At 72.4% G+C, this 26644-nt stretch carries 24 protein-coding genes and 1 tRNA gene; 13 read left to right on the top strand and 12 right to left on the bottom strand.

The features are described from left to right. Positions 1-65: 65 nt before the first annotated feature. Complete coding sequence (locus tag ACPPVS_RS00675) at positions 66-2348, top strand: glycoside hydrolase family 3 N-terminal domain-containing protein (RefSeq protein ID WP_426593999.1); 2283 nt, start codon at positions 66-68, stop codon at positions 2346-2348. 51 nt (positions 2349-2399) lie between these two features. Here ACPPVS_RS00675 and ACPPVS_RS00670 read toward each other — a convergent pair whose 3' ends face one another. From ACPPVS_RS00670 to ACPPVS_RS00660, 3 genes are all read right to left on the bottom strand, one after another. Beyond that, entirely contained in the window at positions 2400-2873 is a 474-nt protein-coding gene (locus ACPPVS_RS00670) for a hypothetical protein (protein ID WP_426593998.1), read from the bottom strand. Positions 2874-2905: 32 nt separating this feature from the next. Continuing rightward, positions 2906-4552: an ABC-F family ATP-binding cassette domain-containing protein gene (locus ACPPVS_RS00665; RefSeq protein WP_426593997.1), complete on the bottom strand. Its 1647-nt coding sequence runs from the start codon at positions 4550-4552 to the stop codon at positions 2906-2908. A gap of 69 nt (positions 4553-4621) precedes the next feature. After that, positions 4622-5479 (bottom strand): SDR family oxidoreductase, encoded by an 858-nt coding sequence (locus ACPPVS_RS00660; protein ID WP_426593996.1) that lies wholly within the window; start codon positions 5477-5479, stop codon positions 4622-4624. Between the two features lie 138 nt (positions 5480-5617). Between ACPPVS_RS00660 and ACPPVS_RS00655 the strand changes: the two genes are divergently transcribed. Both ACPPVS_RS00655 and ACPPVS_RS00650 read left to right on the top strand, forming a co-directional pair. Beyond that, positions 5618-5953, top strand: a complete 336-nt coding sequence (locus ACPPVS_RS00655) for a winged helix-turn-helix transcriptional regulator (RefSeq protein ID WP_426593995.1) — start codon at positions 5618-5620, stop codon at positions 5951-5953. 134 nt (positions 5954-6087) lie between these two features. Beyond that, a complete protein-coding gene (locus ACPPVS_RS00650) occupies positions 6088-7827 on the top strand; it encodes a DEAD/DEAH box helicase (RefSeq protein WP_426593994.1) in 1740 nt (579 codons plus the stop codon). Between the two features lie 18 nt (positions 7828-7845). On the opposite strand, the gene ACPPVS_RS00645 is transcribed toward ACPPVS_RS00650, so the two are convergent. Genes ACPPVS_RS00645 through ACPPVS_RS00635 form a run of 3 tightly spaced genes read right to left on the bottom strand, consistent with a single transcriptional unit; the run spans position 7846 to position 12256 of the window. Continuing rightward, positions 7846-9867, bottom strand: a complete 2022-nt coding sequence (locus ACPPVS_RS00645) for a glycosyl hydrolase (RefSeq protein ID WP_426593993.1) — start codon at positions 9865-9867, stop codon at positions 7846-7848. After that, on the bottom strand, positions 9867-10595 hold the full coding sequence (locus ACPPVS_RS00640) for an HlyD family efflux transporter periplasmic adaptor subunit (protein ID WP_426593992.1): 729 nt from the start codon (positions 10593-10595) through the stop codon (positions 9867-9869). The genes ACPPVS_RS00645 and ACPPVS_RS00640 overlap by 1 nt, the downstream gene beginning before the upstream one ends. Beyond that, positions 10592-12256 (bottom strand): glycosyltransferase family 2 protein, encoded by a 1665-nt coding sequence (locus tag ACPPVS_RS00635; RefSeq protein WP_426593991.1) that lies wholly within the window; start codon positions 12254-12256, stop codon positions 10592-10594. Before ACPPVS_RS00635 ends, ACPPVS_RS00640 begins: the two co-directional genes overlap by 4 nt. Positions 12257-12637: 381 nt before the next feature. On the opposite strand from ACPPVS_RS00635, the gene ACPPVS_RS00630 reads away from it, so the two are divergent. From ACPPVS_RS00630 to ACPPVS_RS00600, 7 genes are all read left to right on the top strand, one after another. After that, a complete protein-coding gene (locus tag ACPPVS_RS00630; protein WP_426593990.1) occupies positions 12638-14320 on the top strand; it encodes an alpha-amylase family protein in 1683 nt (560 codons plus the stop codon). 131 nt (positions 14321-14451) lie between these two features. Continuing rightward, positions 14452-16491 (top strand): elongation factor G, encoded by a 2040-nt coding sequence (locus ACPPVS_RS00625; RefSeq protein WP_426593989.1) that lies wholly within the window; start codon positions 14452-14454, stop codon positions 16489-16491. Positions 16492-16609: 118 nt separating this feature from the next. Next, complete coding sequence (locus tag ACPPVS_RS00620; protein ID WP_426593988.1) at positions 16610-17575, top strand: FKBP-type peptidyl-prolyl cis-trans isomerase; 966 nt, start codon at positions 16610-16612, stop codon at positions 17573-17575. Positions 17576-17735: 160 nt separating this feature from the next. Next, positions 17736-18092 (top strand): nucleotide pyrophosphohydrolase, encoded by a 357-nt coding sequence (locus tag ACPPVS_RS00615; RefSeq protein ID WP_426593987.1) that lies wholly within the window; start codon positions 17736-17738, stop codon positions 18090-18092. 27 nt (positions 18093-18119) lie between these two features. Further along, positions 18120-18740 (top strand): L-threonylcarbamoyladenylate synthase, encoded by a 621-nt coding sequence (locus ACPPVS_RS00610; RefSeq protein WP_426593986.1) that lies wholly within the window; start codon positions 18120-18122, stop codon positions 18738-18740. Between the two features lie 98 nt (positions 18741-18838). After that, positions 18839-19312, top strand: a complete 474-nt coding sequence (locus ACPPVS_RS00605; RefSeq protein WP_426593985.1) for a TIGR00725 family protein — start codon at positions 18839-18841, stop codon at positions 19310-19312. Continuing rightward, complete coding sequence (locus ACPPVS_RS00600) at positions 19309-20052, top strand: uracil-DNA glycosylase (RefSeq protein WP_426593984.1); 744 nt, start codon at positions 19309-19311, stop codon at positions 20050-20052. The genes ACPPVS_RS00605 and ACPPVS_RS00600 overlap by 4 nt, the downstream gene beginning before the upstream one ends. A gap of 2 nt (positions 20053-20054) precedes the next feature. Here the strand turns inward: ACPPVS_RS00600 and ACPPVS_RS00595 are convergent, their stop codons facing one another. Beyond that, the gene (locus tag ACPPVS_RS00595; protein WP_426593983.1) at positions 20055-20993 is read right to left on the bottom strand and encodes a DUF2510 domain-containing protein; all 939 of its coding nucleotides are present in this window, start codon (positions 20991-20993) and stop codon (positions 20055-20057) included. 129 nt (positions 20994-21122) lie between these two features. On the opposite strand from ACPPVS_RS00595, the gene ACPPVS_RS00590 reads away from it, so the two are divergent. Then, complete coding sequence (locus tag ACPPVS_RS00590; RefSeq protein WP_426593982.1) at positions 21123-21539, top strand: VOC family protein; 417 nt, start codon at positions 21123-21125, stop codon at positions 21537-21539. 49 nt (positions 21540-21588) lie between these two features. Here ACPPVS_RS00590 and ACPPVS_RS00585 read toward each other — a convergent pair whose 3' ends face one another. From ACPPVS_RS00585 to ACPPVS_RS00575, 3 genes are all read right to left on the bottom strand, one after another. After that, on the bottom strand, positions 21589-22038 hold the full coding sequence (locus ACPPVS_RS00585) for an HNH endonuclease (protein WP_426593981.1): 450 nt from the start codon (positions 22036-22038) through the stop codon (positions 21589-21591). 17 nt (positions 22039-22055) lie between these two features. Further along, positions 22056-22132: transfer RNA gene (locus ACPPVS_RS00580), tRNA-Arg, on the bottom strand. Between the two features lie 279 nt (positions 22133-22411). Continuing rightward, positions 22412-23128, bottom strand: coding sequence for a TetR/AcrR family transcriptional regulator (locus tag ACPPVS_RS00575; RefSeq protein WP_426593980.1), 717 nt, complete (start codon positions 23126-23128; stop codon positions 22412-22414). 172 nt (positions 23129-23300) lie between these two features. Here ACPPVS_RS00575 and ACPPVS_RS00570 point away from each other — a divergent pair, with 172 nt between their 5' ends. After that, complete coding sequence (locus ACPPVS_RS00570) at positions 23301-24200, top strand: NAD-dependent epimerase/dehydratase family protein (protein WP_426593979.1); 900 nt, start codon at positions 23301-23303, stop codon at positions 24198-24200. On the opposite strand, the gene ACPPVS_RS00565 is transcribed toward ACPPVS_RS00570, so the two are convergent. Then, a complete protein-coding gene (locus ACPPVS_RS00565; RefSeq protein WP_426593978.1) occupies positions 24197-25150 on the bottom strand; it encodes a hypothetical protein in 954 nt (317 codons plus the stop codon). The genes ACPPVS_RS00570 and ACPPVS_RS00565 overlap by 4 nt on opposite strands. Positions 25151-25415: 265 nt before the next feature. Here ACPPVS_RS00565 and ACPPVS_RS00560 point away from each other — a divergent pair, with 265 nt between their 5' ends. Next, on the top strand, positions 25416-26237 hold the full coding sequence (locus ACPPVS_RS00560) for a hypothetical protein (RefSeq protein ID WP_426593977.1): 822 nt from the start codon (positions 25416-25418) through the stop codon (positions 26235-26237). A gap of 5 nt (positions 26238-26242) precedes the next feature. Here ACPPVS_RS00560 and ACPPVS_RS00555 read toward each other — a convergent pair whose 3' ends face one another. Further along, complete coding sequence (locus ACPPVS_RS00555) at positions 26243-26626, bottom strand: nuclear transport factor 2 family protein (RefSeq protein WP_426593976.1); 384 nt, start codon at positions 26624-26626, stop codon at positions 26243-26245. Positions 26627-26644: the final 18 nt, after the last annotated feature.

The raw sequence follows: 26644 nt of genomic DNA, 5'->3' as shown, positions 1-26644 counted from the left end.
TCGAATCGATACGACCACCCCGCATCGATCCTGCCGGCGCTGTCGCCGGAGCCGAGGAAGAGTCCATGGACACCGCCGTGATCGCCAACCCCTACCTGGACCCCACCCTCGGTGTGGCCGCGCGCGTCGCGGACCTGCTCTCGCGGATGACGCGGGAGGAGAAGGTCGGGCAGATGCTGCAGCTCGACGCCCGCCCCGGGGTCGAGCACCTGATCGCGGACCAGCACGTCGGGTCGATCCTGCACGCGTCGCCGCAGCGGGTCCTCGAGGCCCACGACGCGACGGAGCGGACGCGTCTGCGGATCCCCCTCCTGGTGGCCGAGGACTGCATCCACGGCCACTCGTTCTGGGAGGGCGCGACGATCTTCCCGACGCAGCTCGGCATGGCGTCCTCGTGGAACGCCGACCTGGTCGAGCAGGCCGCGCGCGTCACGGCGGTCGAGGTCGCCGCGACGGGCATCCACTGGACGTTCTCCCCGGTGCTCTGCATCGCACGAGACCTGCGCTGGGGCCGCGTGGACGAGACGTTCGGTGAGGACCCGCTGCTCATCGGCGAGCTCGCGTCCGCGATGGTCCGCGGCTACCAGGGCGACGGCCTGTCCGACCCCACGGCGATCCTCGCGACCGCCAAGCACTTCGCGGGGTACTCCGAGACGCAGGGTGGCCGCGACGCGTCCGAGGCGGACATCTCCCGCCGCAAGCTGCGCTCGTGGTTCCTGCCGCCCTTCGAGCGTGTCGCCCGCGAGGGCTGCCGGACCTTCATGCTCGGCTACCAGACGACCGACGGCGTGCCGATCACCATCAACGACTGGCTGCTCTCGGACGTCCTGCGCGGCGAGTGGGGCTACACGGGCACCCTCATCACCGACTGGGACAACGTCGGGCGCATGGTCTGGGAGCAGAAGGTCATGCCCGACTACGCGCACGCCGCCGCGGCCGCGATCAAGGCCGGCAACGACATGGTCATGACGACCCCCGGGTTCTTCGACGGCGCCCTGCACGCGATCGAGCAGGGGCTCCTGACCGAGCAGGACCTCGACGCCGCCGTGACGCGCATCCTCACGCTGAAGTTCGAGCTCGGCCTGTTCGAGGACCCCCGCCGTCCCGACGTGGCCCGCATCGCCTCCGTCGTCGGCACCGACGCGCACGAGCAGGTCAACCTGCAGCTCGCCCGCCGGTCGCTGGTCCTCCTGCGCAACGACGGCACCCTGCCGCTGGCTGGCGGGACCCCGTCCGGGATGCCCGTCGCAGGCGCCTCACGGACCGTCGCTGTCGTCGGGCCTCTCGCCGACGACGCGCAGACACAGCTCGGCGACTGGGCCGGCAGCTCCGGCCAGGCCGACTGGCTGCCGAACGGCCACCCGCGGACCATGATCGCGACCGTGCTCGACGGCCTGCGCGACCACGCACCCGAGGACTGGACGGTCACGCACGCGCGCGGCGCCGACATCCTGACGCTCGGCATCGACCCCGCGGGCGAGTTCTTCCCCGACGGTCAGCCCCGCCCCGCGTTCGTCGTCCCGTGCGAGCCGGACGCCGCGACGATCGCCGAGGCCGTCTCCGTGGCCCGCGACGCCGACTACGTGGTCGCGGTCGTCGGCGACCGGATCGAGCTCGTGGGCGAGGGCCGCTCGACCGCCACGCTCGAGCTGATCGGCGGCCAGGTCGCCCTGCTCGACGCGCTCGCCGAGACCGGCACCCCGATGGTCGTCGTGCTCATGGCGTCCAAGCCGCTCGTGCTGCCGCAGTCCGCCCTGGACGCGGCCGCGGTCCTCTGGGTGGCCAACCCTGGCATGCAGGGCGGGCGCGCGATCGCCGAGGTGCTGCTCGGCCTCATCGAGCCGGCCGGTCGCCTGCCCATCTCCTTCGCGCGGCACGTCGGCCAGCAGCCCACCTACTACAACCAGCTGCGCGGCCAGCACGGCGACCGCTACGCCGACCTGACGCAGGAGCCCGCGTACGTCTTCGGGCAGGGCCTGTCCTACACGACCGTCTCGTACGGCTCGCTCGAGCTCGTTCGCGACCAGCTCCGCGCCGACGAGGTGCTCACCGCACACGTCACCGTCACCAACACCGGAGACCGACCCGCGACGGAGACCGTCCAGGCCTACGTCAGCGACGCGTTCACCTCGGCCAGCTGGGCCGACAAGGAGCTCAAGGGGTTCGCGCAGGTGGACGTCGCGCCCGGCGAGTCCCGGGTGGTGACGATCGAGATCCCCGTCGCCGACCTCACGATCGTCGACGCCGTCGGCCGACGCGTGGTCGAGCCGGGCGACTTCGAGCTCCTGGTCGGTCGGTCCTCGCGCACCGAGGACCTGCTCACGGCGACGTTCGCGGTGGTCATCTAGCGCCTCAGCTGCCGCACACGGCCAATCGACCTGGGCCGGCTCGCTCAGCCGTCAGTCGGCTGCCTCGAAGGCCATCTCCCAGTTGAGCACCCAGGTCGAGCCGTCGTCCCAGGAGAACGACTGCTGCCAGCGCGGCGCGCGGGGATCCTCGGTGGACCACTCGAAGCGGACCAGCACGTCGGCGTCGCCGAACCGCTCGACGGCCTGGAAGACGCCGTGCCCGCCGACGAAACCTCCCACCACGGGATCGTCGAGCACACCCGGCGCCCGGTCCGAGCTCCACCAGATGCGCCAGACGCCCTCGTCGGGCTCGTAGAGCCGAAGGGTCAGGCCCTCGAAGGGCCCGAGTGGCGACTCCGTGACGAACAGCCGCTCGACGTTCCCGCCGGCCAGGACGGGGAAGCACTCGCTCCGCCCGTCGAAGGTGACCCAGAAGGTGTCCTCGGGGTCGGTGACGTCCCGCACGCGCCGGTGGTGCACGACCCATCGGCCGTGCAGGAAGTCGAAGTCGTCGCCGCCGCTCATGGCCGCCACGCTACGACCGACTCCCCACACAGTCAGTCGGCGGTGACCTCGGTGACCTGGCCGTCCTCGACGTGCCAGCGGCGCGTGAGGCGGACGGTCTCCAGCATGCGCCGGTCGTGCGTCACCAGCAGGATCGTGCCCTCGAACGCGTCGAGCGCGGCCTCCAGCTGCTCGATCGCCGGCAGATCCAGGTGGTTGGTCGGCTCGTCGAGGACCAGCAGGTTGACGCCGCGCGCCTGGAGCAGGGCCAGCGCGGCGCGCGTCCGCTCGCCGGGCGACTGGGAGGCGGCCGGTCGGTCGACGTGGTGGGTGCCCAGGCCGAACTTGGCCAGCAGGGTGCGGACGTCGGCCGTGGTCCAGGACGGGACCTCGCGCGCGAACGCCGTGACCAGCGACTCGGGGCCCTCGAACAGGGCCCGCGCCTGGTCGACCTCGCCGACCAGGACGCCCGATCCGCGGTCGACCGCGCCGCCCGTGGGTTCGAGCCGTCCGAGCAGCAGCGCGAGCAGCGTGGACTTGCCCGACCCGTTCGGCCCGGTCACCGCCACACGGTCCAGCCAGTCGAGCTGCAGCGTGACAGGCCCGAGCGTGAAGTCGCCGCGCGTCACGGTCGCCTGGCGCAGCGACGCGACCACCGCGCCCGACCGGCCGGCCGACGCGATCGTCATCTGCAGCTGCCACTCCTTGCGCGGCTCCTCGACGACCTCGAGGCGCGCGATCATCTTGTCGGTCTGCCGGGCCTTGGCGGCCTGCTTCTCGGACGTCTCGCCCCGGAAGTGCTTGACGTGCTTGTCGTTGTCGGTGGCCTTGCGGCGCGCGTTGCGGACGCCCTTCTCCATCCACGCGCGCTGCATCCGCGCCCGCTGGTTGAGCGCGTCACGGCGGGCCGCGTAGCCCTCGTACGCCTCGCGCGCCTGCCGCCGAGCGACCGAGCGCTCCTCCAGGTAGGCGTCGTAGGACCCGCCGTAGACGCTGACCTTCTGCAGGCTGCGGTCGATCTCGACGACGGCCGTGACCGTCCTGCTGAGGAACTCACGATCGTGGCTCACGACGACGATCGGCGCCTCGGACCGGTCGACGAACTCCTCCAGCAGGTCGAGCCCCTCGGCGTCGAGGTCGTTGGTCGGCTCGTCGAGCAGGTAGAGGTCGTAGCGCGAGAGCAGCAGCGCGGCGAGGCCCACCCGGGCAGCCTGGCCGCCCGACAGCGACGCCATCGTCTGGTCGAGGTCGACCGTCAGGCCGAGGTCGTCGGCCGCCGTGCCCAGGCGGGCGTCGAGGTCGGCGCCGCCGAGCGCCAGCCAGGCCTCCAACGCGTCGGAGTAGAGGTCGTCGGCACCGTCCGTCCCGGCGCCGAGGGCGTCCGCCGCGGCGTCCATCGCGGCCTGGGCCGGCCCGACCCCGGTCCGGCGCTCCAGGTGCGCGCGGACGGACTCCCCCGGCAGCCGCTCGATCTCCTGCGCCAGGTACCCGAGGTGCGCGTGCGGCGGGGAGACAGCGACGGAGCCCTGGTCCGGGGCGCGCCGACCGCCCAGGATCTGCAGCAGCGTGGACTTGCCGGCGCCGTTGGGCCCGACGAGACCGAGGACGTCTCCGGGTGCCACGACGAGATCGACCCCGTGGAACAGCTCGCGATCCCCGAACCCGGCACCCACGCCCTTCGCCTGCACCGTCGCACTCATGGCGGTCATCCTCCCCCGGCGCGCGCGACCCGCCCAACCCGATTCCTGCGGCGCCGCCGGGGTGTGGTCTCAGGCCGCGGCGGGTGTGAGAGCGCGCAGGCCGTCGAGCAGCGGTGTGGTCGGGCGGCCGCTCAGGTCGCGCAGGTCGCTGGTCGCGTCGCCGAGGATGCCCGCCCGCACGTCGGCGTCGATGCTGGTGACGAACCAGATGGTGCCCGCGTCCAGACCTGCTCCGGTGAGGATCGCCTTCTGTTCCTCGGTGGTGACGTTCTGCACCACGACCGCCCGGCCGAGCACCTCGGCGGCGGCGGCAGCGAACTCGTCGGACGTCCACGCGACGTCGCCGGTCAGCTCGTAGGTACGACCGTCGTGCCCGTCGGTGGTGAGCACCGCGGCCGCGGCGGCGGCGTAGTCGGCGCGCGCAGCGGAGGCCACGCGACCCTCGCCGGCGCTGGTCAGCAGGACCCCGGTCTGGGCGACCTGCGCCAGCGTCGGGCCGTAGTTCTCGTGGTACCAGTTGTTGCGCAGGATGGTCCACGCCAGGCCGGACGCCCGCAGGACGTCCTCGGTGGCCTTGTGGTCGGGCGACAGGGTCCACGCGTCGCCGGACACCTTGGGCGCGCTGGTGTACACCACGCGGCGGACCCCGGCGGCCTGGGCGGCCTCGATCGCCCGCGTGTGCTGCGCCGCCCGGTTGCCGGCCTCGCTGGCGGACACCAGCAGGACGGTGTCGGCACCGGCGAACGCGGACTCGAGCGTCGTCGGCTCGTCGAAGTCGGCGAGGGCGACGGCCACCCCGAGATCGGCCAGACGGTCGATGCGACGGCCGGTGGCGGTGATGTCGGCGGCCGGGACGCCCGAGGCGAGCAGGCTCTCGACGACGAGGCGGCCGAGCTTGCCGGTGGCGCCGGTGATGACGACGGACATGGTAGTTCCTCCCGAGGGCGACATGCGGTTCGTCAGCGTCAACCGCGCGGGCGTCGACCACGTTCCCACAGGGGGGTACCCACTTTGGCGTAGGGTACGCACGTGACAGTTAGTGAGCAGGTCAGCGTGCTTGACCGTATGCGAGACGAGGGCGCGTTCACGGGCGCGTGCTCCACCCGCACGGTGCTGGACCACGTGACGAGCCGGTGGGGCGTCGTCCTGCTCGTCTTCCTGTCCGACGGCACGATGCGCTGGGGCGAGCTGCGTCGTGCGGCCGACGGCATCAGCGAGAAGATGCTGGCGCAGACGCTGCGCACCCTCGAGGCCGACGGTCTGGTGCTCCGCGAGGTCACCGCCTCGGTGCCGCCACGCGTCGACTACTCCCTCACGCCGCTCGGCGCGGACCTCGTGAATCGACTCATGCCGCTCATGCAGTGGATCGTGGACAACGCGGACGAGATCGTCGGTTCGTGATGTTTCCGCGGGTGCTGCCACCCACTTTCGTGACAGAGCAGACACCGATCGGACTGAACTCGCGGCTCTGACGTGCCGAAGCATCTGTAGACGCATACCACGGCGTCCCCGGATTCCGACGGACGAGGGCCCTTGTGACGACACAGAGTGACGCGCTGTACGCGGCACTCTGTGCGCGCGCACCGCAGACCACCCGCGAGCTGACGCGCGGTCTGGCCCGCCTGGGCCAGCGGCTGCTGCTCTCTTCCGACGTCGAACGGCTCCTCGACGCAGACCCCCGCATCCGCAGGGACGGCGGCCGGCCCACGCGCTGGCGAGCGCTGCCCATCGGGCAGGCGCCACCCCTGTCCGGGCCACCGACCCCCAAGAAGTCCCCGCCCGCGGTCCTGCCGCGGCGCAAAGAGTCCGTCGCGCGCACCCTGCAGGTGCTGGACGAGAGCCTGCTCGCCGCCCGCATCTCGCCGGTCGCCGCGTTCTGGGGGCAGCCCGTGTCCGCGGCGCCGGTGCCGGTCACCGCCGAGCCCGTCCTGGCCTCCGACGTACCCGTGGTCCGCCGGAAGCCGCTGCCGCCGGGCAGCACCCCCCGATATGTCGGACCACGCCTGCGCCCGTGGCAGGGGGACGTCCTCGACGGCTGGCTCGCGCACAAGCGACGCGGCATCGTCCAGTCCGTCGCGGCGACCGGCCGCACCGGCGTCGGGGTGCTGGCGGCGTGGGACGGCGTGTCGCGTGGTGAGAAGGTGCTCGTGCTCGTGCCGAGCGTCGACCTGCAGGAGCAGTGGCTGCGCACGCTCGAGCTCCAGCTGCCCGGGCTCTCCTTCGGTCGGCGGAGCGAGCCGTCCGGCGACGGGTCCGGCGACACCTTCGACGACTGCGACGTGCTCGTCTCGCTTGCGTCGGCCGCCACGGACGAGCTCCTTCCCGAGGGCACGCACGGCCTGCTGATCGCCGACGAGGTGCACCGGTTCGGCTCCAGCGCGCTCGCGCCGACGCTCGCCGGCAGGTTTCGCGCCCGGCTCGGGCTCTCGGTGTCGCTCGAGGGTGCCGACGAGGCCCTGCTGCCGTACTTCGACGCGGTCTTCGACGGCTGCGACCTGCGCCGCGGCCGTGCCGACGCCGAGATCGCCCGGTACCGCGTCGGCCTGCTGCCGGTCGAGCTCCTTCCCGACGAACGGACCGGGTACCGCGGGCTCAGCCTGCAGATCGACCAGCGCGCCGCGCGCCTCGTCGCGACCCACGGGTGCCACCCCGAGACCTTCCTCGACGACGTCGCGCGTCTGCAGGCGGCCTGGTCCGACCGCCCCGACGCAGCCGCCGATGCGAGCGCCTACCTGCGCGCGGTCAGCGCGCGCCGGCTCGTCGCCGCGGGATCGCTGGCCAAGCTCGAGGCCGTCCCACGACTCGCACCCACCCTCGGCCGGCACGCCCGCAGCCTGCTGTTCACCCACTCCGCGATCGACGCCGAGGTGGCCGCGACCGTGCTGCAGGACAACGGGGTGGACGCCGAACGGTTCCCGCACGGGCGGCCCGCGGACGCCCGACTGGCGACGATCCGCGACCTGCGCTCCGGCGAGGTGCGGGCGCTGACCGCCCACCGCCCGCTCTCGGCCGGCGCCGACCTGCCGCCCGTCACCGCCGTCGCGCTCCTGGCAGGCACGCGCACCGGGCGCCAGCTGGTCGAGCGTGCCGACCCGGCCCTGCGGCCCAACCCGTCGGACACGATCGTCACGATCCTCGTCGTGTATGCCCGTGGCACGGTCGAGGACCCCGGCCAGGGTCAGCTCACCGACCTGATCGACGCCGCCACCGAGGTCCGGACGTTCGGGATCGATGCCGAGGAGGCGACGATCGCCGCCTGGTCGGTCGGCCTCTAGCCCGGTCCTGCCGGCCGATCAGCCCAGCGCCGACAGCCACGCCATGAGGTAGCTGCGCGAGTTGCCGTCGTCGATGCGGTCGTCGGGCAGCGTTGCCGCCTCCTGGTACGCCCGCTTGGCGTCGTCGGGACCGGCGAGCCCCGAGTACATGAGCAGGTAGTCGCCGAACGTCACGTCGTACCCGTCGGGGGCCGCCTCCGCGACGTTGGCCCTGATGCGCCCCGGGTCTCCGGCCAGGTAGGTCCCGACCGGGGAGAGCGGCAGCAGCTGGATGCCGAGCATCGCGCTCGGCTCGGCGCTGAACCAGGTGGACCAGTCGCGCTTGCCGCCCCAGTTGAGCGACACGACCTGGTGGTCGAAACCCTGGTAGACGGGGTCGTCGAGGTCGGGGTTGGTCCAGTAGGCCTTGGCCGACGCCGCCTCGGCGGACAGCATCCACGTCCCCTGGGTGGTGAGCGCGTCCTGGCCGGACGCCTCGCCCCAGAGCGCGAGCCCGTTCCACGCGTTGACGGCCTCGGAGCTGGACTCCTGGTTGTTGCCGTCCGCGAACGGGGACGTGCCGGACGCCCACCCGTGACCCTGGTACGGGTCGAAGGTACGCAGGACGGGGAACTCGTCGCTGCCCTTCGCCGCGGCGACGTCCTGCGCCAGCAGGTTCATCACGGGCGCGAAGGTCGTCGCCAGCCGCTTGTCGGTCGCGGCGAGGATGCCCGCGGCCCCGAGGAAGTACCCGTAGTGGAAGTGGTGGTCGTTGAACTCCTCCGACCCGAACGACGGGGTGCGTCCGACGACGCCGCGCGCGGACTCGTCGTACTCGAAGCATCGCGTGTCCCGTGTCGCGCAGCCCTTCGGCTGCGTCCACTCGGTGAGGGCGGCGACGACCTTCGCCTTCAGCGGCTTCACGACGTCGTCCGCGTCGAGCTGGTGCCCGAGCTGGACGAGGGTCGCGGCCCGGTAGAGGGCCTTGCCACCGAAGTAGGTGTCCGAGGGGAACGGCTTGGTCCCCGCGACGTCCTTGGCCAGCTGGGCGACGACCGCGTCGCGCCGGGTGGCATCCAGGTGGCTCAGGTCGAGCGCACCGGACGGCTCGACGGTCGGCGCCCACGTGGTCAGTGCCTTTCCCGCGCACAGCTGGAGGGTGCCGTAGATGCTCGGGTAGGAGCCGAGGCCGCAGGTGCGGTCCGGCTGGTCGCCCGCACGCTGGTGGGGCATCGTCGTGTAGGCACCGGTGCTGCCGTCCGACTCGTACGTGATGGTCGTGCGCGCGACGGCCTGGTCGATGCCGTACGCGACCGTCGTCCCGGTCAGCGGGTGGGCCGCGGCGTCCGTGAGCGCCTTCAGAGTGCCGTCCGTTGCGTGGTCGGGCAGCGGGAACCAGGTCGCCGTCTGGCCCTTGTTGAGGTCCACCGCGCCGGACGCGAGCGCGCCGTCGGGGGCCTCGAGGCCGTAGTCCCGGTCGCCGACCGTCGCGCGGGCCGGGCCGTCGCCGTCGGCCGTGAAGGGCACGTCGACGTGCAGCGTGGCGTCCCGCGCGGCGGTGAAGCTGACGAAGGGGGAACCCTCCGCCAGCACGACCGAGCCGAGGACGTCGTGCCCGTCCAGCAGCTCGATCGTCACCGAGACGGCGTCGTACGCGCTGACCCGGGCCGAGGTCGCCCCCGCCGCGACCGTGACGGCCGGCGTGAACGGCCCCACGATCGACGACGCCGTCGTGGTGACCGGTGGCAGGCCGAGCTGGAACCCGTCCGTCGTGAGACCGAACGAGAGCGGCAGCGGGAAGACCGGCTGCGGCTGCGCGCCGAAGACCAGCCCGCTGAACCACTTGTTGGTCGGCGGGGCCAGGCCGTCGGCGAGCCGCACCGGGTCGAGCTTCGCCACGTCACCCTTGTCGACGGCCTTCACGAGGGCTGCGGCGTCGACGTCGGGGGTGGCCGCGGTCGCGGGTCCGTCGGGCGTGGCGTCGGGCCCACAGCCGGCGAGCCCGACGGCCACGACCAGCAACGCGACGGCGGCGCGGAACCTCCTCGAGGCGGCCGTCATCAGAAGTGCTCCCGGAAGAAGCCCTGGACCTTGTCCGCGACCGTGCTCACCACCCCGTCGTTCCGGAGATGGAGCTGAGCGGTCACCGGGGTCCCGGAGGCGACCAGACCGTTCTCGGCACCGTCCGTGAGCTGCTTGCTCACGACGGTGACGACGGCCTCGGCGCTGCCGTCGTTGGTCTGGACGTCCATGCTGTCGACGGTGCCGGAGAGCGCCTGCTGGTTGGGCAGGACGATCGTCACCGGTGCGTTGTCCGCCACGCGGGCGTACTCCCGCGGCGACAGCGTGAAGTCGGCCTTGACCTTGAGGGTCTGGGCGCGGTCGATCTTGGCCATGATCGCCGACCCCTGCACGAAGGTGCCGGTCTCGGCGTCGATCTCGGTCACCTTGCCGGCCGACGTCGCGGTCACGGCGAGCGTGCCGTCGGCGCTGACCACGGATGCCGCCGTCGAGGTGGGCGCGAGGCCGAGCGACAGCTCGTTGCGGAGCGCGGCACTGTCGATGACGAAGAGCTTCTGGCCTGCGGTGACGGTGTCACCGTCCTTCACCAGCTGGTCGGTGACCAAGCCGGCGTAAGGGGTGCCGACGTCGTAGTTCTCCGCCGTGATCGAGCCGGACGAGCTCGTGGCGAGCCCCCGCTGCTGGTTGAGGTGGAACGTGAGCAGTGCGGCCACGACCAGGACGGCGAGCAGCCCTGCGACGAGGCGGAAGCGGTTGGACCAGGTCATGCGTGACCTCCCGTGGTGACGGTGGCTCCGGAGCCGGCTCGCTTGAGTCGACGCGCCTCACGGGCGGCGACCACGACGAACGCTCCGAGGATGAGGGCGTTGGTGGTGTTCCAGGCCAGGGCCAGGCTGAACGTCCCGTTGCTCGAGTCCTTCCAGGCACCGGCCACGGACGTGAGGGTCAGGAAGGCGAAGAACAGGACCTGCGGGATCATGAAGTTGAACGGTGAGGCGGCCTTCGCCTTGCTGCCGGTCACGTGCCACTTCTGCTCCCGCTTGAGCACGGCGTTCACCAGGGCCCGGCAGTAGATGGGGAAGGACACGGTGGCGAGCAGGAGCGTCTCCGGGCGGAACGAGCCGAGCGTGTAGAACGCGACGGCGACCTGCATGAGGTAGAAGCCCGCGTAGAACAGCACCCAGGTCGCCGGGGACACCTGCATGTCCATCGGCGAGAGGTTGAGGAAGATCGACATCGGCGGGACGAGCAGCAGCAGCAGCGGAGCGATGCCGGTGAGGTAGTGCGTCGCCGTCACGAGGTACTGCACGCGCTGGTCGAGCGTGAGCCGGTGCTTGGGCGACAGCGGGTTGTGCGTGAGCATGATCTCGAAGCCGCCGGTCGCCCAGCGCAGCTGCTGCTTGGTGTACGCCTCGATCGTCTCCGGGGTGTCCCCGACCGCGAGCTCGGTCGGGATGTACACGGAGCGCCAGCCGTTCTCGTGGAGCTTGAGCGACGTCCAGACGTCCTCCGACTTCGAGTCGGCGTACATGCCGCCGATGTCCTCGATCGCGGCCCGCCGGAACACCACGTTCGTGCCCACCGAGAACGCGGCGTTGAACCGGTTCCGGCCCGGCTGGATGAATCGGTAGAACACGGCCTGCATGTAGCCGGCACCGCGCGAGATGAGGTTGTTGAGGTTGCCGTAAGCCTGCGGCGTCTGGACGAAGGCGACGTCCTCGTTGGCGAAGAACGGCACCGTCTCGTACAGGAAGTTCGGCTTCGGCACGAAGTCCGCGTCGAAGATGACGAAGAACGTGCCGCCGGTGATCGACAGCGCGTAGTTGATGTTCCCGGCCTTGGCGCCGTTGTTGCCGATGCGCCGCACGTAGCGCACGCCGAGCTCGGCCGCGAGGTCGCGCACCTCGTCCGACTTGCCGTCGTCGAGGATGTAGGTGAGGTGCTCGCCGTGCAGCGCGAGCGCGGCGGTGGCGGTCGTCCGGATGGTGTCGAGGTCTTCGCCGTACGTGGTGATGAAGACGTCGACCGTGGCCGAGCGCCCGTCGACGCGCATGGGCCAGCGCTGCGGCATCGCCCGGGTGCCCGCGCCGCGGACCGCCTCGAGGTCGTACAGGTTCTCCTGCGCACTGTGGAACGCGAAGTTGCGCGGGTTGTGGCCGCTCGACAGGACGGTCCACATCGAGAGGATCGCCTGGGCCACGAGGACCGTCTCGGCGGCGATGACCATCATCCACGGGAGCCAGTCGCCGCGGTTGGCCGGGTTGAGCAGGAAGATCGCGTAGAGGAGCACACCCGCGGTGGCGAGCATGACGAGGAGCATGAGCGTCGGTGACTCCGACGCGGAGTTGTCTGCGGCGCGGGGCGGGGCCCCGGTCACCCTGTCGGTCTGCTGAGTCGTGGTGAGCAGTTGATGCATGGTCTGAGCCATGAGTCCCCCTGGGACCTGGTTCCGGTCATGGCCGGGAGGGGGGAAAAGACGGGGCGCGGGACGTGTCCGGCACCCCCGAACCTCCCGGGGCTGCGACGTCTCTGCCGTCGTGGGGCGTCTCAGGAACGGAGATTCTCCGGTCCGTACGGACGCAACACATCGAACGTAACAGGCTCGCCGCGGATGGAGAACCCTCAGGGCGACGTGCGCTGGGTCACACGGGCCCCGGCTGCGCCCCGGACGTTTGCGCAGGTCAGAGCGCTGGCACTGAGTCGGGCTGCAGGTCAGAGCGCATGAGCCGTGCCGCCCGGAGCCGCGTCGATCTCGCTGGCCGGGCGTCCTGGCGCGCGCTCCCCGGGCGCCTCCGGTAGAACCGAGCGCGTGAGGATTCACGACACCGGCGACCTGTGGTGGAAGAACGCCGTCATCTACTGCCTCGACGTCGAGACGTACATGGACTGGGACGACGACGGCACCGGCGACCTGCCCGGCCTCGTCCAGCGCATCGACCACCTGGCCGACCTCGGCGTGACCTGCCTGTGGCTCATGCCCTTCTACCCGACGCAGGACTACGACGACGGGTACGACATCTCCGACTTCCTCGGGGTCGACCCGCGGCTCGGCGACGTCAGCGACCTGGTCGAGGTCGTCCGGACGGCGCGCGACCGCGGCATCCGGGTCATCGCGGACCTCGTCGTGAACCACACGTCCTGGAAGCACCCGTGGTTCCAGGAGGCGCGCAAGAGCACGGACAACCCGTACCGCGACTTCTACGTGTGGCGTTCGGACAAGCCGCCGTCCACGAGGGACAAGGTCGTCTTCCCGGACAAGGAGACCGGCATCTGGACCAAGGACGACGCGACCGGCGAGTGGTACCGGCACTCGTTCTACCACCAGCAGCCCGACCTCAACTCTGCGAACCCGCAGGTCAGGGACGCGATAGCGAAGGTGATCGGCTACTGGGCGGAGCTGGGCCTGAGCGGCTTCCGCGTCGATGCCGTGCCGTTCATGCTCGCCGACGCGGCCAAGACGCCCGGTGACGACGTCGCCCACAAGCACGACTTCCTCAAGGAGCTGCGCTCGTTCCTCACGCGGCGGGTCGGCGACGCGATCCTGATGGGCGAGGTCAACCTGCCGTATGCGCAGCAGCGCGAGTACTTCGGCGGCGAGACCGCGGACAGCGACGAGCTCACGTTGCAGTTCGACTTCATCGGCATGCAGAACCTGTACTTGGCACTCGCCCGACGCGACGCGGCGCCCATCGCGGACGCACTGTCGCGACGCCCGCGCATCCCGCACGACGCGCAGTGGGCGACGTTCGTGCGCAACCACGACGAGCTGACCCTGGACAAGCTGTCCGACGCCGAGCGGCAGGAGGTGTTCGACGCCTTCGGGCCCGACCCGGACATGCAGCTCTACGGGCGCGGTCTGCGCCGCCGGCTGCCGCCGATGCTCGGGGGCGATCCGCGCCGGATCCGCATGGTCTACTCGCTGCTCTTCTCGCTGCCGGGGACGCCCGTGCTGTTCTACGGCGAGGAGATCGGCATGGGCGAGAACCTGGCCGCCGAGGGACGCATGGCCGTGCGGACCCCGATGCAGTGGACCGCGGGCCGCAACGGCGGCTTCTCCCGAGCGACCCCGGGTCGGCTGCCGGGCCCCGTGACCACCGGCGGGTTCGCGCCCGAGCACGTCAACGTCGCGGACCAGCGACGCGACCCGGACTCGCTGCTCAACTTCGTGCAGCTGCTCATCCGGCGCTACCGGGAGAGCCCCGAGCTGGGCTGGGCGTCGCAGCCCGAGATCCTCGAGCAGCCGCACGCGTCCGTCCTCGCGCACCGCAGCACGTGGGGGGACGGATCGACGATCTCCCTGCACAACCTCGGCGACGAGGCGGTCGTCGTGCCGCTGCGCTTCGCCGACTGCGACGACACCGTCAGCCTCGTCGACCTCCTGCAGGACGGGTCCTGCTCGATCGACGCCCGGGGCCGGACCGAGGTCGAGCTCGGCGCGTACGGATACCGCTGGCTACGGGTCGTGCGGGTGGACGACCGGCGCCTGCTCTGAACGCCCCTCGTGACGCTGTCGAGCTCGCCTGCGTGGTCGACACCCTCGCGGCGGGCTGACGGCGTCAGGGCTCGTCGCGTCCCGCCGCCGTCGCTAGGGTGGCCGGTAACAGGCCCGACCGGGAGACGCCGATGGCAACGACGCCGAGGATCCGCACGGTGGCGCTGCTGGGCGCCGCCGGATCCGGCAAGACCACCCTCACCGAAGCCCTCCTGCACCGCGCGGGTGTCCTGACCCGCGTCGGGCGCGTCGAGGAGGGCTCGACGGTGACCGACCACGAGCCCGAGGAGATCGCGCGCGGGCAGTCCCTGGCCCTCGGCGTCGCGCCCTTCGCGTGGACCACCGGCCACGGCGAGTACGACGTCACGCTGCTCGACGCCCCCGGGTCCGCGGACTTCGTCGGGGCGTCGGACGCGGCCGTGTCCGCGGCGGACCTGGCACTGATCGTGGTCAGCGCGGTCGACGGGGTCCAAGCGGGCACCCACACCGCCTGGCGGGCCGCGGCCGACGCCGGCCTGCCCCGGATCGTCGTGGTGACCAAGGAGGACAAGGCGCGCGCCGACTTCCGGCGCGTGCTCGCGGACCTGCGCGCGGCGTTCGGCGAGGGTCTGGTGCCCCTCGAGCTCCCCCTGGGCGAGGAGACGGCGTTCACCGGAGTCGCGGACGTGCTCTCCGACGAGGGGCTGGCCTACGACGCCGACGGTCACCATCACAGCGAGCCGCTGGCCGGGTCGATCGCCGACGAGGAGCACCGCCTGCACGACGAGGTCACCGAGGAGATCGTCACGCATGACGACGCCCAGCTCGAGCGGTACCTCGCGGGCGACGTGCCGTCCGCCGACGAGCAGCTGACGACGCTCGCGCAGGAGGTGACGGCCATGGAGGCGTTCCCCGTCCTCGTCGTCTCGGGCGTCACGGGCGTCGGCGTCGACCGGCTGGCCGACCTGCTGTGCGACCTCGGCCCGGACCCCAGCGACCGGTCCGTGCTGATCGGAGCCCGCGCCGTCTCCGTGAAGCCCGACCCCACCGGCCCGGCGCTCGTGCACTGCTTCCGCACGCTCGCCGACCCGTTCGTCGGCCAGGTCACCCTGTTCCGCGTGCTCAGCGGCACGGTCCGCCCGGGCGATCGCCTGGTGAACACCACCACCCGCACCGAGGAGCGTGTACCCGGGCTGTTCCGGCTGCGCGGCAAGGAGCACCTGCCGCTCGACTCGGTGCCCGCCGGACGGATCGGCGCGGTCGCGAAGCTGACCGGCACGCCGTCCGGTTCGCTGCTGGCCGACCGCTCCGGACCGGGCGCGTCCGCGACGATCCCGCAGCACCACCGCGAACCCGTCTTCGGCCTGTCCCTGGAACCCGTGAGCCAGTCCGACGACGACCGCCTCTCCGCCGCTCTGGCCCGACTCACCGCCGAGGACCCCACCCTGAGCGTCACCCGGGAGGGTGACCGCACGGTGCTGCGCGGGCTCGGCGACACGCACCTGGCCGTCGCGCTCGACCGGCTCGCGCGCGTGTTCGGGGTGCACGTCAGCACGTCGCCGGTGCCGGTCGGCTACCGCGAGACCATCCGTCGGCCGGTCGAGGCGGAGGGCAAGGTGAAGAAGCAGTCGGGCGGCCACGGTCAGTACGCCGTGGTCCAGCTCCGGGTCTCGCCGTTGCCGCACGGGTCCGGGTTCGAGTTCGTCGACGCCGTGGTCGGGGGCGCCATCCCGCGCACGTACATCCAGGCCGTCCACAAGGGCGTCGCCGAGGCGATGGCCTCCGGCGGCCCGCACGGCTACCCCGTGGTCGACCTGCGGGTCGAGGTCTACGACGGGAAGTCGCACTCGGTGGACTCCTCGGAGATGGCGTTCCGGACGGCAGCGGCGTCGGGGGTCCGCGAGGCGCTGCAGGCGGCCGGCACCACGGTCCTCGAACCCATCAGCCACGTCTCGGTGACCGTCCCGTCGACCGCGCAGGGCGATGTGATGAGCGACCTGTCGGCGCGCCGGGGGCACATCAGCGCGACCACGTCGCTGGACGACGGCACGGTGCTCATCGAGGCGTCGGTGCCGCAGGCGGAGCTCGCTCGCTACGTGCTCGACCTGCGCTCGTTGACGGGCGGCCGCGGCGAGCTCGCGATCGAGCCGGACCGGTTCGAGGTGTGTCCGGACCACCTGGTTCCCGCGTAGATCCGGTGAAGTTCCGGTCCACCGACCGGTCGTCCTCAGCGCGCTCCCAGTCTCGTCGCGTACCGTGCCAGCCGTTGCGCCGTCCCGGGCGTCGACCCGAACTGACGGAGGATCTCCCGTGCGCCGACACCGCACCTCGCGCCGTGGCCTCGCCGCCGCGGCCCTCGCCCTGACCGTGGGCCTCGCGCTCGCCGCCTGCTCCGGCAGCTCCGGCGACGCGTCCAGCCCGTCGGCGTCCGCGAGCGCATCCGACAACTCCGCCGCCACCGCGGCCGACCAGGCGGCCCTGGCCGGCGTCAAGGTCGTGTGGACCGACTCCGCTACGGCGCCGACCGTGACGCTGCCCGGCACGCCCTTCACGGTGACCACTCCCGTGATCGACGTCCGCGAGCCCGGCACCGGCGACGAGATCAAGCAGGGTCAGGCCATGGAGATCCAGCTCGTGGCCGTGTCCGGCAAGGACAGCTCGCAGCTGCAGGAGACGTACTCGACCAAGCCCGAGAGCGTGAACCTGACGGCCGACTTCATCTTCCACGACCAGCTGGCCGGCCAGAAGGTGGGCACGCGCTTCGTGTTCGCCGTGCCGGAGCAGTCCGCGGGTGCCGGCTCGGCCGTCATCGCGGGCGAGGTCGTCGGCGTCCGCGACGTCCCGACCCGCGCGTCGGGCGCGGCTGTCACGCCGCCGGCCGGCCTGCCGACCGTCACGGTCGACCCCGCCACCGGCAAGCCGACCGTCACGCCCGTCGGCGGCACGCCGCCCACCACCCTGATCGCGCAGCCGCTCATCAAGGGCACCGGCGCGACGGTCGCCGCCACCGACACCCTGACCGTCCAGTACAGCCTGTACCTCTGGGACGGCACCGCGGTCGAGTCCTCCTGGGACACCGGCACGCCCGCCACGTTCGCGCTCAGCGGCGTGATCCCGGGCTGGACCACGGGTCTCACCGGTCAGACCGTCGGCAGCCAGGTTCTCCTGGTGGTCCCGCCGGACCAGGCCTACGGCGACAAGGCGTCGGACAAGATCCCCGCCAACTCGACGCTGATCTTCGTCGTGGACATCCTGGACGCCCAGCCGGCCGCCTGATCGGTCGTCGTCCCACGAACCCCCGGGTGCCTCGCGCCCGGGGGTTCGTGCGTTCCCCGTCGCCGAACGCCGTCCTTCGTGGCCGAGCGCCGCGGCCCGGCCGCCGCGCTCGCCGACGAACCGCCGTGCTCGCCGTGCTCGTCGTGCCAGGCTGGGCGCCGTGACGGAGGAACGAGAGATCGCCGAGCTGCAGCGTCTGGTCCGCGAGTTCAGCACCGAACGCGACTGGCAGCAGTTCCACGACCCGAAGTCGGTGATCCTGGCCCTCGTCGGCGAGGTCGGTGAGCTGGCCGAGCTGTTCCAGTGGGTGCCGTCCGACGAGGCCGTGGCCCGCTTCGCAGACCCGGCGAGGCACGGACGCGTCGCCGAGGAGATGGCCGACATCCTGGTCTACCTGGTCTGCCTGGCCGACGTGCTGGGCGTGGACCTCGGCGCCGCCGCGCGCACGAAGCTGGCCGACTCGCACCGCCGGTTCGCGGCCGACGAGGTCCGGGGCGTCGCGCCCGAGAAGGCGTGACCGGCCGCCGCTACTAGGCTCGATCCCATGGCGCGCTACTTCGACGTCCACCCCGAGAACCCCCAGCCGCGCGCGATCGCGCAGGTGGTGGAGCTGCTGCGGGGAGACGCGCTGATCGCCTACCCCACCGACTCCTGCTACGCGCTGGGCTCGCGGATGGACAACCACGACGGCGCGGACCGCATCCGCCGCATCCGGCACCTCGACGACCGGCACCACTTCACGCTCGTCTGCGCCGACTTCGCCCAGCTCGGGCAGCTGGTCCAGCTGGACAACAGCGCCTTCCGCGCGATCAAGGCGGCGACGCCGGGCCCCTACACGTTCATCCTGCCCGCCACGCCGGAGATGCCCAAGCGGCTGGCGCACGCGAAGAAGCGGTCCATCGGCGTGCGGATCCCGGACCACCCCGTCGCCATGGCGATCGTGCGCGAGCTCGGCGAGCCCCTGCTCTCCAGCACCCTGCTGATGCCCGGCGCCGAGTGGCCGATGCTCGAGGGCTGGCAGATCAAGGAGGAGCTGGACCTGGTGCTCGACGCCGTCGTCGATGCGGGCGACTGCGGCACCGAGCCGACGACGGTGGTCGACTTCACCGACGGCGCCCCCGAGGTGGTCCGGGTGGGCGCCGGCGACCCCTCCAGGTTCGAGTAGCCGAGCCCGCGCATGCGCCGTCGAGACCGGCAGTTCGGTGCGAGAACAGCAGTTCAGAGTGCCGTTCTCGCACCGGAGTGCCGGTCTCGAGGGCGGCGGTGACCGTGGCGTACGTGGGGGTGGTCGGGCCGTCGGACGCGTCTGGCGACGAGGAGCGGGACGCAGAGGCCTTGGGTCGCGGGATCGCCGAGCGCGGGCACGTCCTGGTGTGCGGCGGACTGGGCGGTGTGATGGCGGCGGCGTCGCGCGGAGCGGCGGGCGGCGGCGGCGTCGTCGTCGGGATCCTGCCGGGGGCCGACCCCGCCGACGCGAACCCACACGTCACGGTCGCCTTCCCGACCGGCCTGGGCGAGCTGCGCAACGGCCTGCTCGTGCGCACCAGCGAGGTGGTGGTCAGCATCGGCGGCTCGTGGGGCACCCTCAGCGAGGTCGCGCTGGCCGTGCGCACGGGGGTGCCGGTGCTGTCGCTGGGCGGCTGGGACCTGCCGCCCGGTCCGGAACCCGTCGCGTCTGTCGCCGAGGCGCTCGACCGCCTCGACGCCCTGCTGGCCGCCGGTGACGAGTCGAGGTGAGGCTCGACGACGCGGACGACGTGGTCCGGGCGGCCGCGGGCGCGGGGGACCTCGCGGCGCTCGACGACGTCGTCCCACAGTGCCGCGCCTGCCCGCGCCTGGTCGCGTGGCGCGAGCTCGTCGGCGTCGAGAAGCGTGCGGCGTTCCGCGACCAGACCTACTGGGCGCGACCCGTGCCGGGCTTCGGCGACCCCCGAGCGCGGGTCCTGGTGGTCGGCCTCGCCCCCGCCGCGCACGGCGCCAACCGCACCGGCCGCATGTTCACCGGCGACCGCTCGGGCGACTTCTTGTTCGCGGCGATGCACCGCACGGGGTTCGCGTCCCAGGCCACCTCGACGTCCCGCGACGACGGCCTCACGCTGACCGACCTGCGCGTCACCGCACCGGTCCGCTGCGCACCCCCGGCCAACGACCCCACCCCCGACGAGCGCCGCACCTGCGGCCCGTTCCTCGCACGGGAGCTGGCCCTCCTGCGGCCGGCCGTGGCCGTCGTGCTCGGGGCATTCGGCTGGCAGGCGCTGCTGAGCACCCTCGCGGAGCAGGGCTGGGCTGTGCCGCGGCCCCGACCGCGGTTCGCGCACGGGGCCGAGCTCGTGCTGGAGCACGCCGAGATCGGGTCGCTGACCGTCCTGGGCTGCTTTCACGTCAGCCAGCAGAACACCTTCACCGGGCGCCTGACCCCGGCCATGCTCGACGCGGTCCTCGTCCGCGCACGCGCGCTGCTGCCTCCGCCGGCCTGAGCTCAGCTCGCGGCGGCGTCGCCCGCAGGCCCGAGACAGAGATAGCCGGTGCTGCCCTGGGTGAGCCGCGTGAGGACGGTTGTGGACGGCGGACAGTCGGCGCCCTGCGGGTCGCTCGTCTCCCCCGTGGCCTCGTAGGTGTGCGGTGCCGAGCACAGGACCTGGCCGAACGTGTTGTTCCCGTACGCGTTCCAGCACGAACCGACGACCGGGGGACCCGGTGTGCCGCCCGTCCACGCAATGACGGTGCCGGCGGCGGAGACCAGCAACGCGGCCCCTGCCACGAGGCTGATCGTGAGGCGCAGTGCGGGCGTCCAGGGCTCTCCACCCAGCTGCACCATCGCCCGGTAGGCCCGGGTCGCCCGGACGAACGAGACGATGCCGACCGTGATGCCGCCGGTCGTCAGGAACGGGACGTGCGCCGTCGAGCCCCCCGAGCGCAGCGCGTGGACGTGCAGGAAGGCGAGCACGGCCCCGCCGACCAGCCAGACCAGCCCCCAGGTCACGTCGCGCACGATCCGACGGCGCGCACGGCGGATCGCTGCCTCGTCGTAGAACGGAGCCTGGCCGACGAAGCCACCGCCGTAGCTCGGCCCGTAGGCGGGCGCCTGTCCGAAGCCGGGGCCGGGCGGCTGCCCGATGCCGTAGCCAGACACCTGCCCGAAGCCGGGCGCTGACGCCTGTCCGAAGCCGACCGGCTGACCGTACGCGCCCGGGCCTGCCTCCACCGCGAACCGCGGGTCCGGGGCCTGGGGTACCACCGCGAAGCGTGCGTCCTGGGTCACGACCGCCGCTGCGGCGTCGAGCGCGCGCGGGTACCCCGGTGCTGCCGCCACGGGCCGGGTCTGCTCGGTCCATCCCGCGCCGTCGAACCAGCGCACCACGCCTGTCGTGCTGCCGTCGTCGTACCAGCCGGGCGCGGGGTTGGATGCTCCAGTCATCTGTTGTGCGTCGGCCGTCGGCAGCCCGATCTTGAACACGTGATGTGTCACATCTCAGCGACGATCGCGGGCGCACGCCCCGCGGCGGCGTCGGTGCGGCTGTCGGACCTGCTCAGTACGGTCGGTCCCATGGAGATCTCGTTCGTCGCCGGGTTCGGTCCGATCACGCGCGACGCGGGCGCGGCCCGTGCGTTCTGGGGGGACGGCCTGGGCATCCCGCTGGAGGAGCCGGTGCCCGGCTACCTGACCAACGACTCGCTCGACGGCGTCAAGGCGTTCGCGCTCTGGCCCTTGGCCCAGGCGGCGCAGTCGACGTTCGGCAGCGCCGAATGGCCCGCCGACCTGCCGACGCCCCAGGCATGGCTCGAGCTCGACGTCGCCTCGGTGGACGCGGTCGGCGCGGGCGTCGCGGAGCTCACGGCCCAAGGCCACCGGCTGCTGCGGGACACCACGCTGGAGCCGTGGGGCCAGACGACGGCGCGGCTGCTGAGCCCCGAGGGCCTGCTCGTGGGCGTCACCTACACGCCGTGGCTGCACGGCGTGTAGGTGGCGGGGCGGTGCCCACCGGGATGGCCGGCCCCGGCGGGCTCAGACCTCACCGCGCGAGCAGGTCCAGGTGCGTGGGGACGTGCGGTTCGTACCGCAGACGCATGCCCGCCTCCTGCGGGGTGCGGTCCCGCTTGCGGTGGTTGCAGTCGAGGCACGCGGCCACGGTGTTCAGCCAGGAGCTGGCGCCGCCGCGGCTGCGGGGCAGCACATGGTCCACGGTGCTGGCGCCGACCGTGCCGCAGTAGGCGCACAGGTGGGCGTCGCGCTCGAGCATGCCGCTGCGCGACCAGGTGGGGATGCCCCGGCGGTTGCGGCAGCGCATCTGCACGTAGCGGACCAGTCGCAGCACGCGCGGCAGCGGGTACGGCCCGAAGGTGCGGCCGTCCACCGCCTCCTCGACGACCGCGACCTGCCGGTGCAGCATCCGGAACGCGTGCGCGAGGCTGACGCGTTGGAGGGGCTCGTACCCCGCGTTCAGGACCAGGACTCCCGTCATGGTCGTTCCCTTCGAGTTGGTGCCTCGCGCTGGAGTTGAACCAGCGGCTTCCGGCGTCGTCGGCCGGTGCTCTGTCCTGTTGAGCTAGCGAGGCGGGTGGGTGAGGGTCCGGAGACGGCAATGGGCCGCCCCCGGTGTCGGAGACGGCCCATCGATCGCACGAGCGAGTGCTCAGGCAAGGTCGGGTAGCTTCCGAGGTCGAGGTCGCGACATCCGCAGGTCGAGCGTCATGGGCGGTGTCTCCCCTCGGGCTGGTCGCGTAGGTCGGTACGGCACGGTCGGGTTCAGGGTGCCGGACGTCTGCCCATTTCACCAGCGTTTTGGCGCGACTCGCGGGCGAACACTGGGCGAATGTCCTCCGTCCGGCGGCCGGTCACGCCAGGTCGACGTGCAGCCCGACGCCCGCGGCGGCCGTGCCGATCGTGACGTCGAACAGGCGCGGGAAGTCGCCCGCGACACGGTGCAGGTGCCCGAACAGCTCGACGGAGATCGCCCCGACGAGCGACGTGAACAGGGTGGCCGACCGTGCGGCGACGCGCGCGACGTCGTCCGGGACGTCGGCGGGGTCGTCGAAGCCGACGAACGCGTACACCTCCGGTGCGACCCGGCCGCGGGGGTCGAAGTCGGGGCCGGCCGGCGTCAGGGAGCCCTCGGCCTGCGCCCGCAGGAGAAGGCCGACGATGACGCCCCACAGCCGGACCGCGGGCACGACCGTGTCCTCGGGGGCGCGGTAGCCCCGGACGGGCGTGCCGTAGATGAGCTCGAACGAGTGCGGCTGCTCGAGGGCCCAGCCGCGCACGGCCCGGGCCACCGCGAGCCACGCGGTCGCAGGGTCCTGGTCGGGGCGGCCCGCGGCCTGCTCGGCGACCTGCCCCACCGCGTCGTACGCCTCGATGATGAGCAGCGTCAGCAGGGCGTCGCGGGACTCGACGTAGCGGTAGACGGCCGACGACGCCATCCCCAGGTCGCGTGCCACTGCGCGCAGCGACAGCTCGGCGGCACCCTCGGTGACCAGTCGGTCCCGGGCAGCGGTCAGCAGCTCGGACATGACCTCGGCGCGGGCGCGCTCGCGGGCGGTGGTGGGTGCCATGGGCTCATAGTGCCTGCTTTCCGACAGCCACGAGAGCACCGATCACGTACAAGAGCACTGCTCTTGTCATCGCGTCGCCGATGTGCGAGCATCGCTCACAGACGAGAGCAGTGCTCTCGTAAGCGCCGAGGACGGATGCCCGGCGTGGCGGTCGAGGCAAGGAGCGCGCGTCATGGATCAGCACGTCATCGTCGGCAAGGGAGCCGTCGGCTCCACGCTCGCCCAGGAGCTCGTCGCCCGCGGTCATCGGGTCCGCGTCGTCAGCCGCTCGGGGGGCGTCGACTCCGCCGGGATCGAGCACGTGGCCGTCGACGCAACCGACACGGAGGCGCTCACCGCCGCCGTGTCGGGCGCCGACGTCCTCTACAACTGCGCCAGCCCGCAGTACTGGCGCTGGACCACCGACTGGCCCCCGCTGTCGGCGGCGCTGCTCGACGCGGCCGCGCGCACGGGCGCCGTGCTGGTCACCGCGGGCAACCTCTACGGCTACGGTGCGCACGGCGCGGTCATGTTCGAGGACACCCCGATGCGGGCGACCGACGCGAAGGGCGCGGTCCGCGCCCGGATGTGGCTCGACGCGGCCGCCCGCACCGACCTGCGCACCACCGAGGTCCGGGCGGCGGACTACCTCGGCCCGCTCGCCGACTCGCAGGCCATGGCCGGACCGCGGTTCGTGCGCCCGATCGTCTCGGGCCGCACCACCCGTCCGGTCGTCGCGGTCGACCAGCCGCACAGCTGGACCTACCTGCCGGACTTCGCGCGGGCGCTGGTCGCGGCAGGCGCGACACCGCAGGCCTGGGGCCGGGCGTGGCACGTCCCGACGGCCGAGCCGCTGACGTTCCGGGAGCTGGGCGCCCGGTTCGCCGTCGCGGCCGGCGCTCGTCCGCCGCGCATCCGACCGGTCGGAAACGGAGTCGTCCGCGCACTGGGCCTCGTCTCACCGCTGATGCGGGAGATCGCGGATGTCGCGGACCACTTCACCCAGCCGTTCGTGATGGACACGACCGCCTCGGAGCGGATGCTCGGCATCACCGCGACCCCGTGGGAGCAGGCGGTCAAGGAGACCCTCTAGGAGTAGTCGCAGCCCGGGCCCTCGAGTACGGACCGCTGCGCGAGCCGCACCGCACCCTCGACCGCGGGGACGTCGAGCATGCGGACGTCGGCGTCGGGCAGCTCGTCGAGGATCGAGCGCCGGATGCCGGCGAACAGCCGGGGCACCTCGGGCGCCACGTCCCCGCCGACGACCGCGTGCAGCACGTCGACGCCGCGCTGCGCGAGCTGCACGACGAGCCTCGCGACCGCCTGCGCGTTGGCGACGACGAGCGCCTGCGCGTCGCTCGACCCCTCGTCGGCGGCCTGGAACACGGCCGGCGCGTGGACGCCCCACGGGAGCGAGCGGGAGTTCCAGCGCAGCACCTGCGCCAGCTCGTCGACCGACCGGAGCTGCATGGAGTCCATGAGCAGGTGGCGCAGAGTGTCGGGCTCGTCGCCACGCGCGTCGCCGGCCAGCACGGTCAGGGCGGCCTCGCGGACCAGCGCCGACGCGCTGCCGACGTCGGAGACCGCCCAGCTCGACGCACCCGTGAGCACCCCCGGGCCGGTGGCCACGGCGATCGCGGAGCCGCCGACGAGGACGCCGACCCCGCGTTCCAGCCCCGCGGCCGGGATGAGCAGCTCGGCGTCGTTGACGACGGTCGTCGGCACCCGCAGCGCGACGCAGACCGTGGTGCCCAGGGCGTCGCAGAGCGCGCGAACCTCGCACCCGGTGGCGCCGACGGCGACCGCGGCCAGCTCGACGTCGGCGCAGTCGTCGAGCGCGCCGCGCACGGCGTCGACGATCCAGCCGGTCGCGTAGCGCAGCGGGGTCGCGGACCAGCTGGCGGACGCCGACACGTGGTCGAGGACGATGGCCCCGGAGGTCTCGTCGACCACACGGACCTGCGCGGTGACGGAACCGATGTCCAGGCCGATCACGACCCGGCGGCGCGCCATGGTGCGCTGCTGCGGAAGGTGCTCGCTCATGGCTCGTCCTCGGGGTCCTCGACAGGTCGGCCACCGGGGGGTACCTCAGGCCGAGACACGGGCGACCCGGGATGGTGGGTGTGGTCCGTGATCCCGACGCTAGGTCGACCGATTCTCCGTCAGCCCGGACCTAAGTCCTGGGTCGGGGCGAGCGGCCGTAGAGATGTGGTGAAGACGGCGAGACGAGGACGACCACCCACCGAGGACCCGGCCCGCCGATCTCTCAGGACGTGCACACTGAACCCATAGAGGCGAAGGAGCACTCATGCTGGAATGCCCGGTCTGCAAGTCGGACGAGCTGGAGCTCGTCGAGCGACTGCCGGACGATCGCCGAATCATCCGTTGTTCGTCCTGCCACCACACCTGGACCCGCGGCGAGGCCAAGCGCGTGACGGACACCCCCGCGTCGTACTCGGGGCTTCGCGACCGGTTCCCCGACCGCGACTCCGTCGAACCCGAGCGCATGGCCCGCGTCGAGGCGCTCAAGGCCGTCTTCCTCGAGGACCACCAGACCCCGGACCCCGAGGTGCTGGCCTACTGGGCCCGCTACCAGAAGGTGTTCAGCGCGGACAACATCGCCGACGCCGACCCGGAGGACCTGCGCGAGTTCGCCAACAGCACCGTCGGCGCGGCCCCCGGCAACATGTCGGTGTTCAACCGCGCGTGGAAGTCCATGGGCGACTACGAGGCCACGGCCCGCACCCGCAACACCATCCGGTACCTCCTGTACGGACCCCCGAGCGTGCCGATGGCCGACCGGTTCACGCGGCTGGTGCACGAGCAGGGCGGGCTCGGCATGACGGGGTTCAAGGAGTCGCTGCTCACGCGCGTGCTCTGCGTCGTCGAGCCGGAGCGGTACCTGCCGATCCTCACCTACAGCACCCCGGCCGGCGGCAAGCGCGAGATCGCCCAGGCGGTCTACGGGCTCGAGCTGCCGGAGGCCGCTCGCGTCCAGTGGACCATCGGGCGGCTGATGATGTGGAGCAACGACCTGCTGGTCGACCTCGCCGGCGACGGCTTCTCCACGTTGCAGCAGGTGTCGCAGTTCTTCGGGGAGACGAAGAGCCGCGAGCTCGAGCTGGCGTAGGCGCGTCACGCGGGGAAGGCTCGCTCGCCCGTCACCGACCAGACCCGCGCGATCTGCCCGTCGACCAGTCGGCACAGATCGATGCCGCTGCGCCGGGTCGTCCCGGGAAGCTCCACGGACCAGGTGAACGCCACGCCGTCGCCCTCGTCGACGAGCTGGGCAGCCTGGAGTGCGAACGTGAGGTCACCCCGGCGGGCACGCCAGGTGCCGACGAACGCCGCCATCCCCGCCGGGTCGGTGATCAGTGCCGGGTCGGGGTCGGCGACGACGGCGCCGAACTCGATCCGGAAGTCGGGAGCGAGGATCTCGTCGACCAGCGCGAGATCGCCGTTCCACATCGCCGTCCACTTCTCGGCCAGCGCGAGCCCGGCCTCTCGGGAGATCGTCACGCCCCGACGATGCACCCG

The sequence above is a fragment of the Cellulomonas sp. McL0617 genome (assembly GCF_049994875.1).
Lineage (GTDB): Bacteria > Actinomycetota > Actinomycetes > Actinomycetales > Cellulomonadaceae > Cellulomonas.
This window is presented reverse-complemented; position numbering and strand designations above follow the sequence as displayed.

Excerpts from the sequence above, each read along its gene's own strand:
- ACPPVS_RS00675 (WP_426593999.1), top strand. The coding sequence starts at position 66 with ATGGACACCGCCGTGATCGCCAACCCCTACCTGGACCCCACCCTCGGT.
- ACPPVS_RS00670 (WP_426593998.1), bottom strand. The coding sequence starts at position 2,873 with ATGAGCGGCGGCGACGACTTCGACTTCCTGCACGGCCGATGGGTCGTG.
- ACPPVS_RS00665 (WP_426593997.1), bottom strand. The coding sequence starts at position 4,552 with ATGAGTGCGACGGTGCAGGCGAAGGGCGTGGGTGCCGGGTTCGGGGAT.
- ACPPVS_RS00660 (WP_426593996.1), bottom strand. The coding sequence starts at position 5,479 with ATGTCCGTCGTCATCACCGGCGCCACCGGCAAGCTCGGCCGCCTCGTC.
- ACPPVS_RS00655 (WP_426593995.1), top strand. The coding sequence starts at position 5,618 with ATGCGAGACGAGGGCGCGTTCACGGGCGCGTGCTCCACCCGCACGGTG.
- ACPPVS_RS00645 (WP_426593993.1), bottom strand. The coding sequence starts at position 9,867 with ATGACGGCCGCCTCGAGGAGGTTCCGCGCCGCCGTCGCGTTGCTGGTC.
- ACPPVS_RS00640 (WP_426593992.1), bottom strand. The coding sequence starts at position 10,595 with ATGACCTGGTCCAACCGCTTCCGCCTCGTCGCAGGGCTGCTCGCCGTC.
- ACPPVS_RS00635 (WP_426593991.1), bottom strand. The coding sequence starts at position 12,256 with ATGGCTCAGACCATGCATCAACTGCTCACCACGACTCAGCAGACCGAC.
- ACPPVS_RS00625 (WP_426593989.1), top strand. The coding sequence starts at position 14,452 with ATGGCAACGACGCCGAGGATCCGCACGGTGGCGCTGCTGGGCGCCGCC.
- ACPPVS_RS00610 (WP_426593986.1), top strand. The coding sequence starts at position 18,120 with ATGGCGCGCTACTTCGACGTCCACCCCGAGAACCCCCAGCCGCGCGCG.
- ACPPVS_RS00595 (WP_426593983.1), bottom strand. The coding sequence starts at position 20,993 with ATGACTGGAGCATCCAACCCCGCGCCCGGCTGGTACGACGACGGCAGC.
- ACPPVS_RS00590 (WP_426593982.1), top strand. The coding sequence starts at position 21,123 with ATGGAGATCTCGTTCGTCGCCGGGTTCGGTCCGATCACGCGCGACGCG.
- ACPPVS_RS00585 (WP_426593981.1), bottom strand. The coding sequence starts at position 22,038 with ATGACGGGAGTCCTGGTCCTGAACGCGGGGTACGAGCCCCTCCAACGC.
- ACPPVS_RS00575 (WP_426593980.1), bottom strand. The coding sequence starts at position 23,128 with ATGGCACCCACCACCGCCCGCGAGCGCGCCCGCGCCGAGGTCATGTCC.
- ACPPVS_RS00570 (WP_426593979.1), top strand. The coding sequence starts at position 23,301 with ATGGATCAGCACGTCATCGTCGGCAAGGGAGCCGTCGGCTCCACGCTC.
- ACPPVS_RS00565 (WP_426593978.1), bottom strand. The coding sequence starts at position 25,150 with ATGAGCGAGCACCTTCCGCAGCAGCGCACCATGGCGCGCCGCCGGGTC.
- ACPPVS_RS00560 (WP_426593977.1), top strand. The coding sequence starts at position 25,416 with ATGCTGGAATGCCCGGTCTGCAAGTCGGACGAGCTGGAGCTCGTCGAG.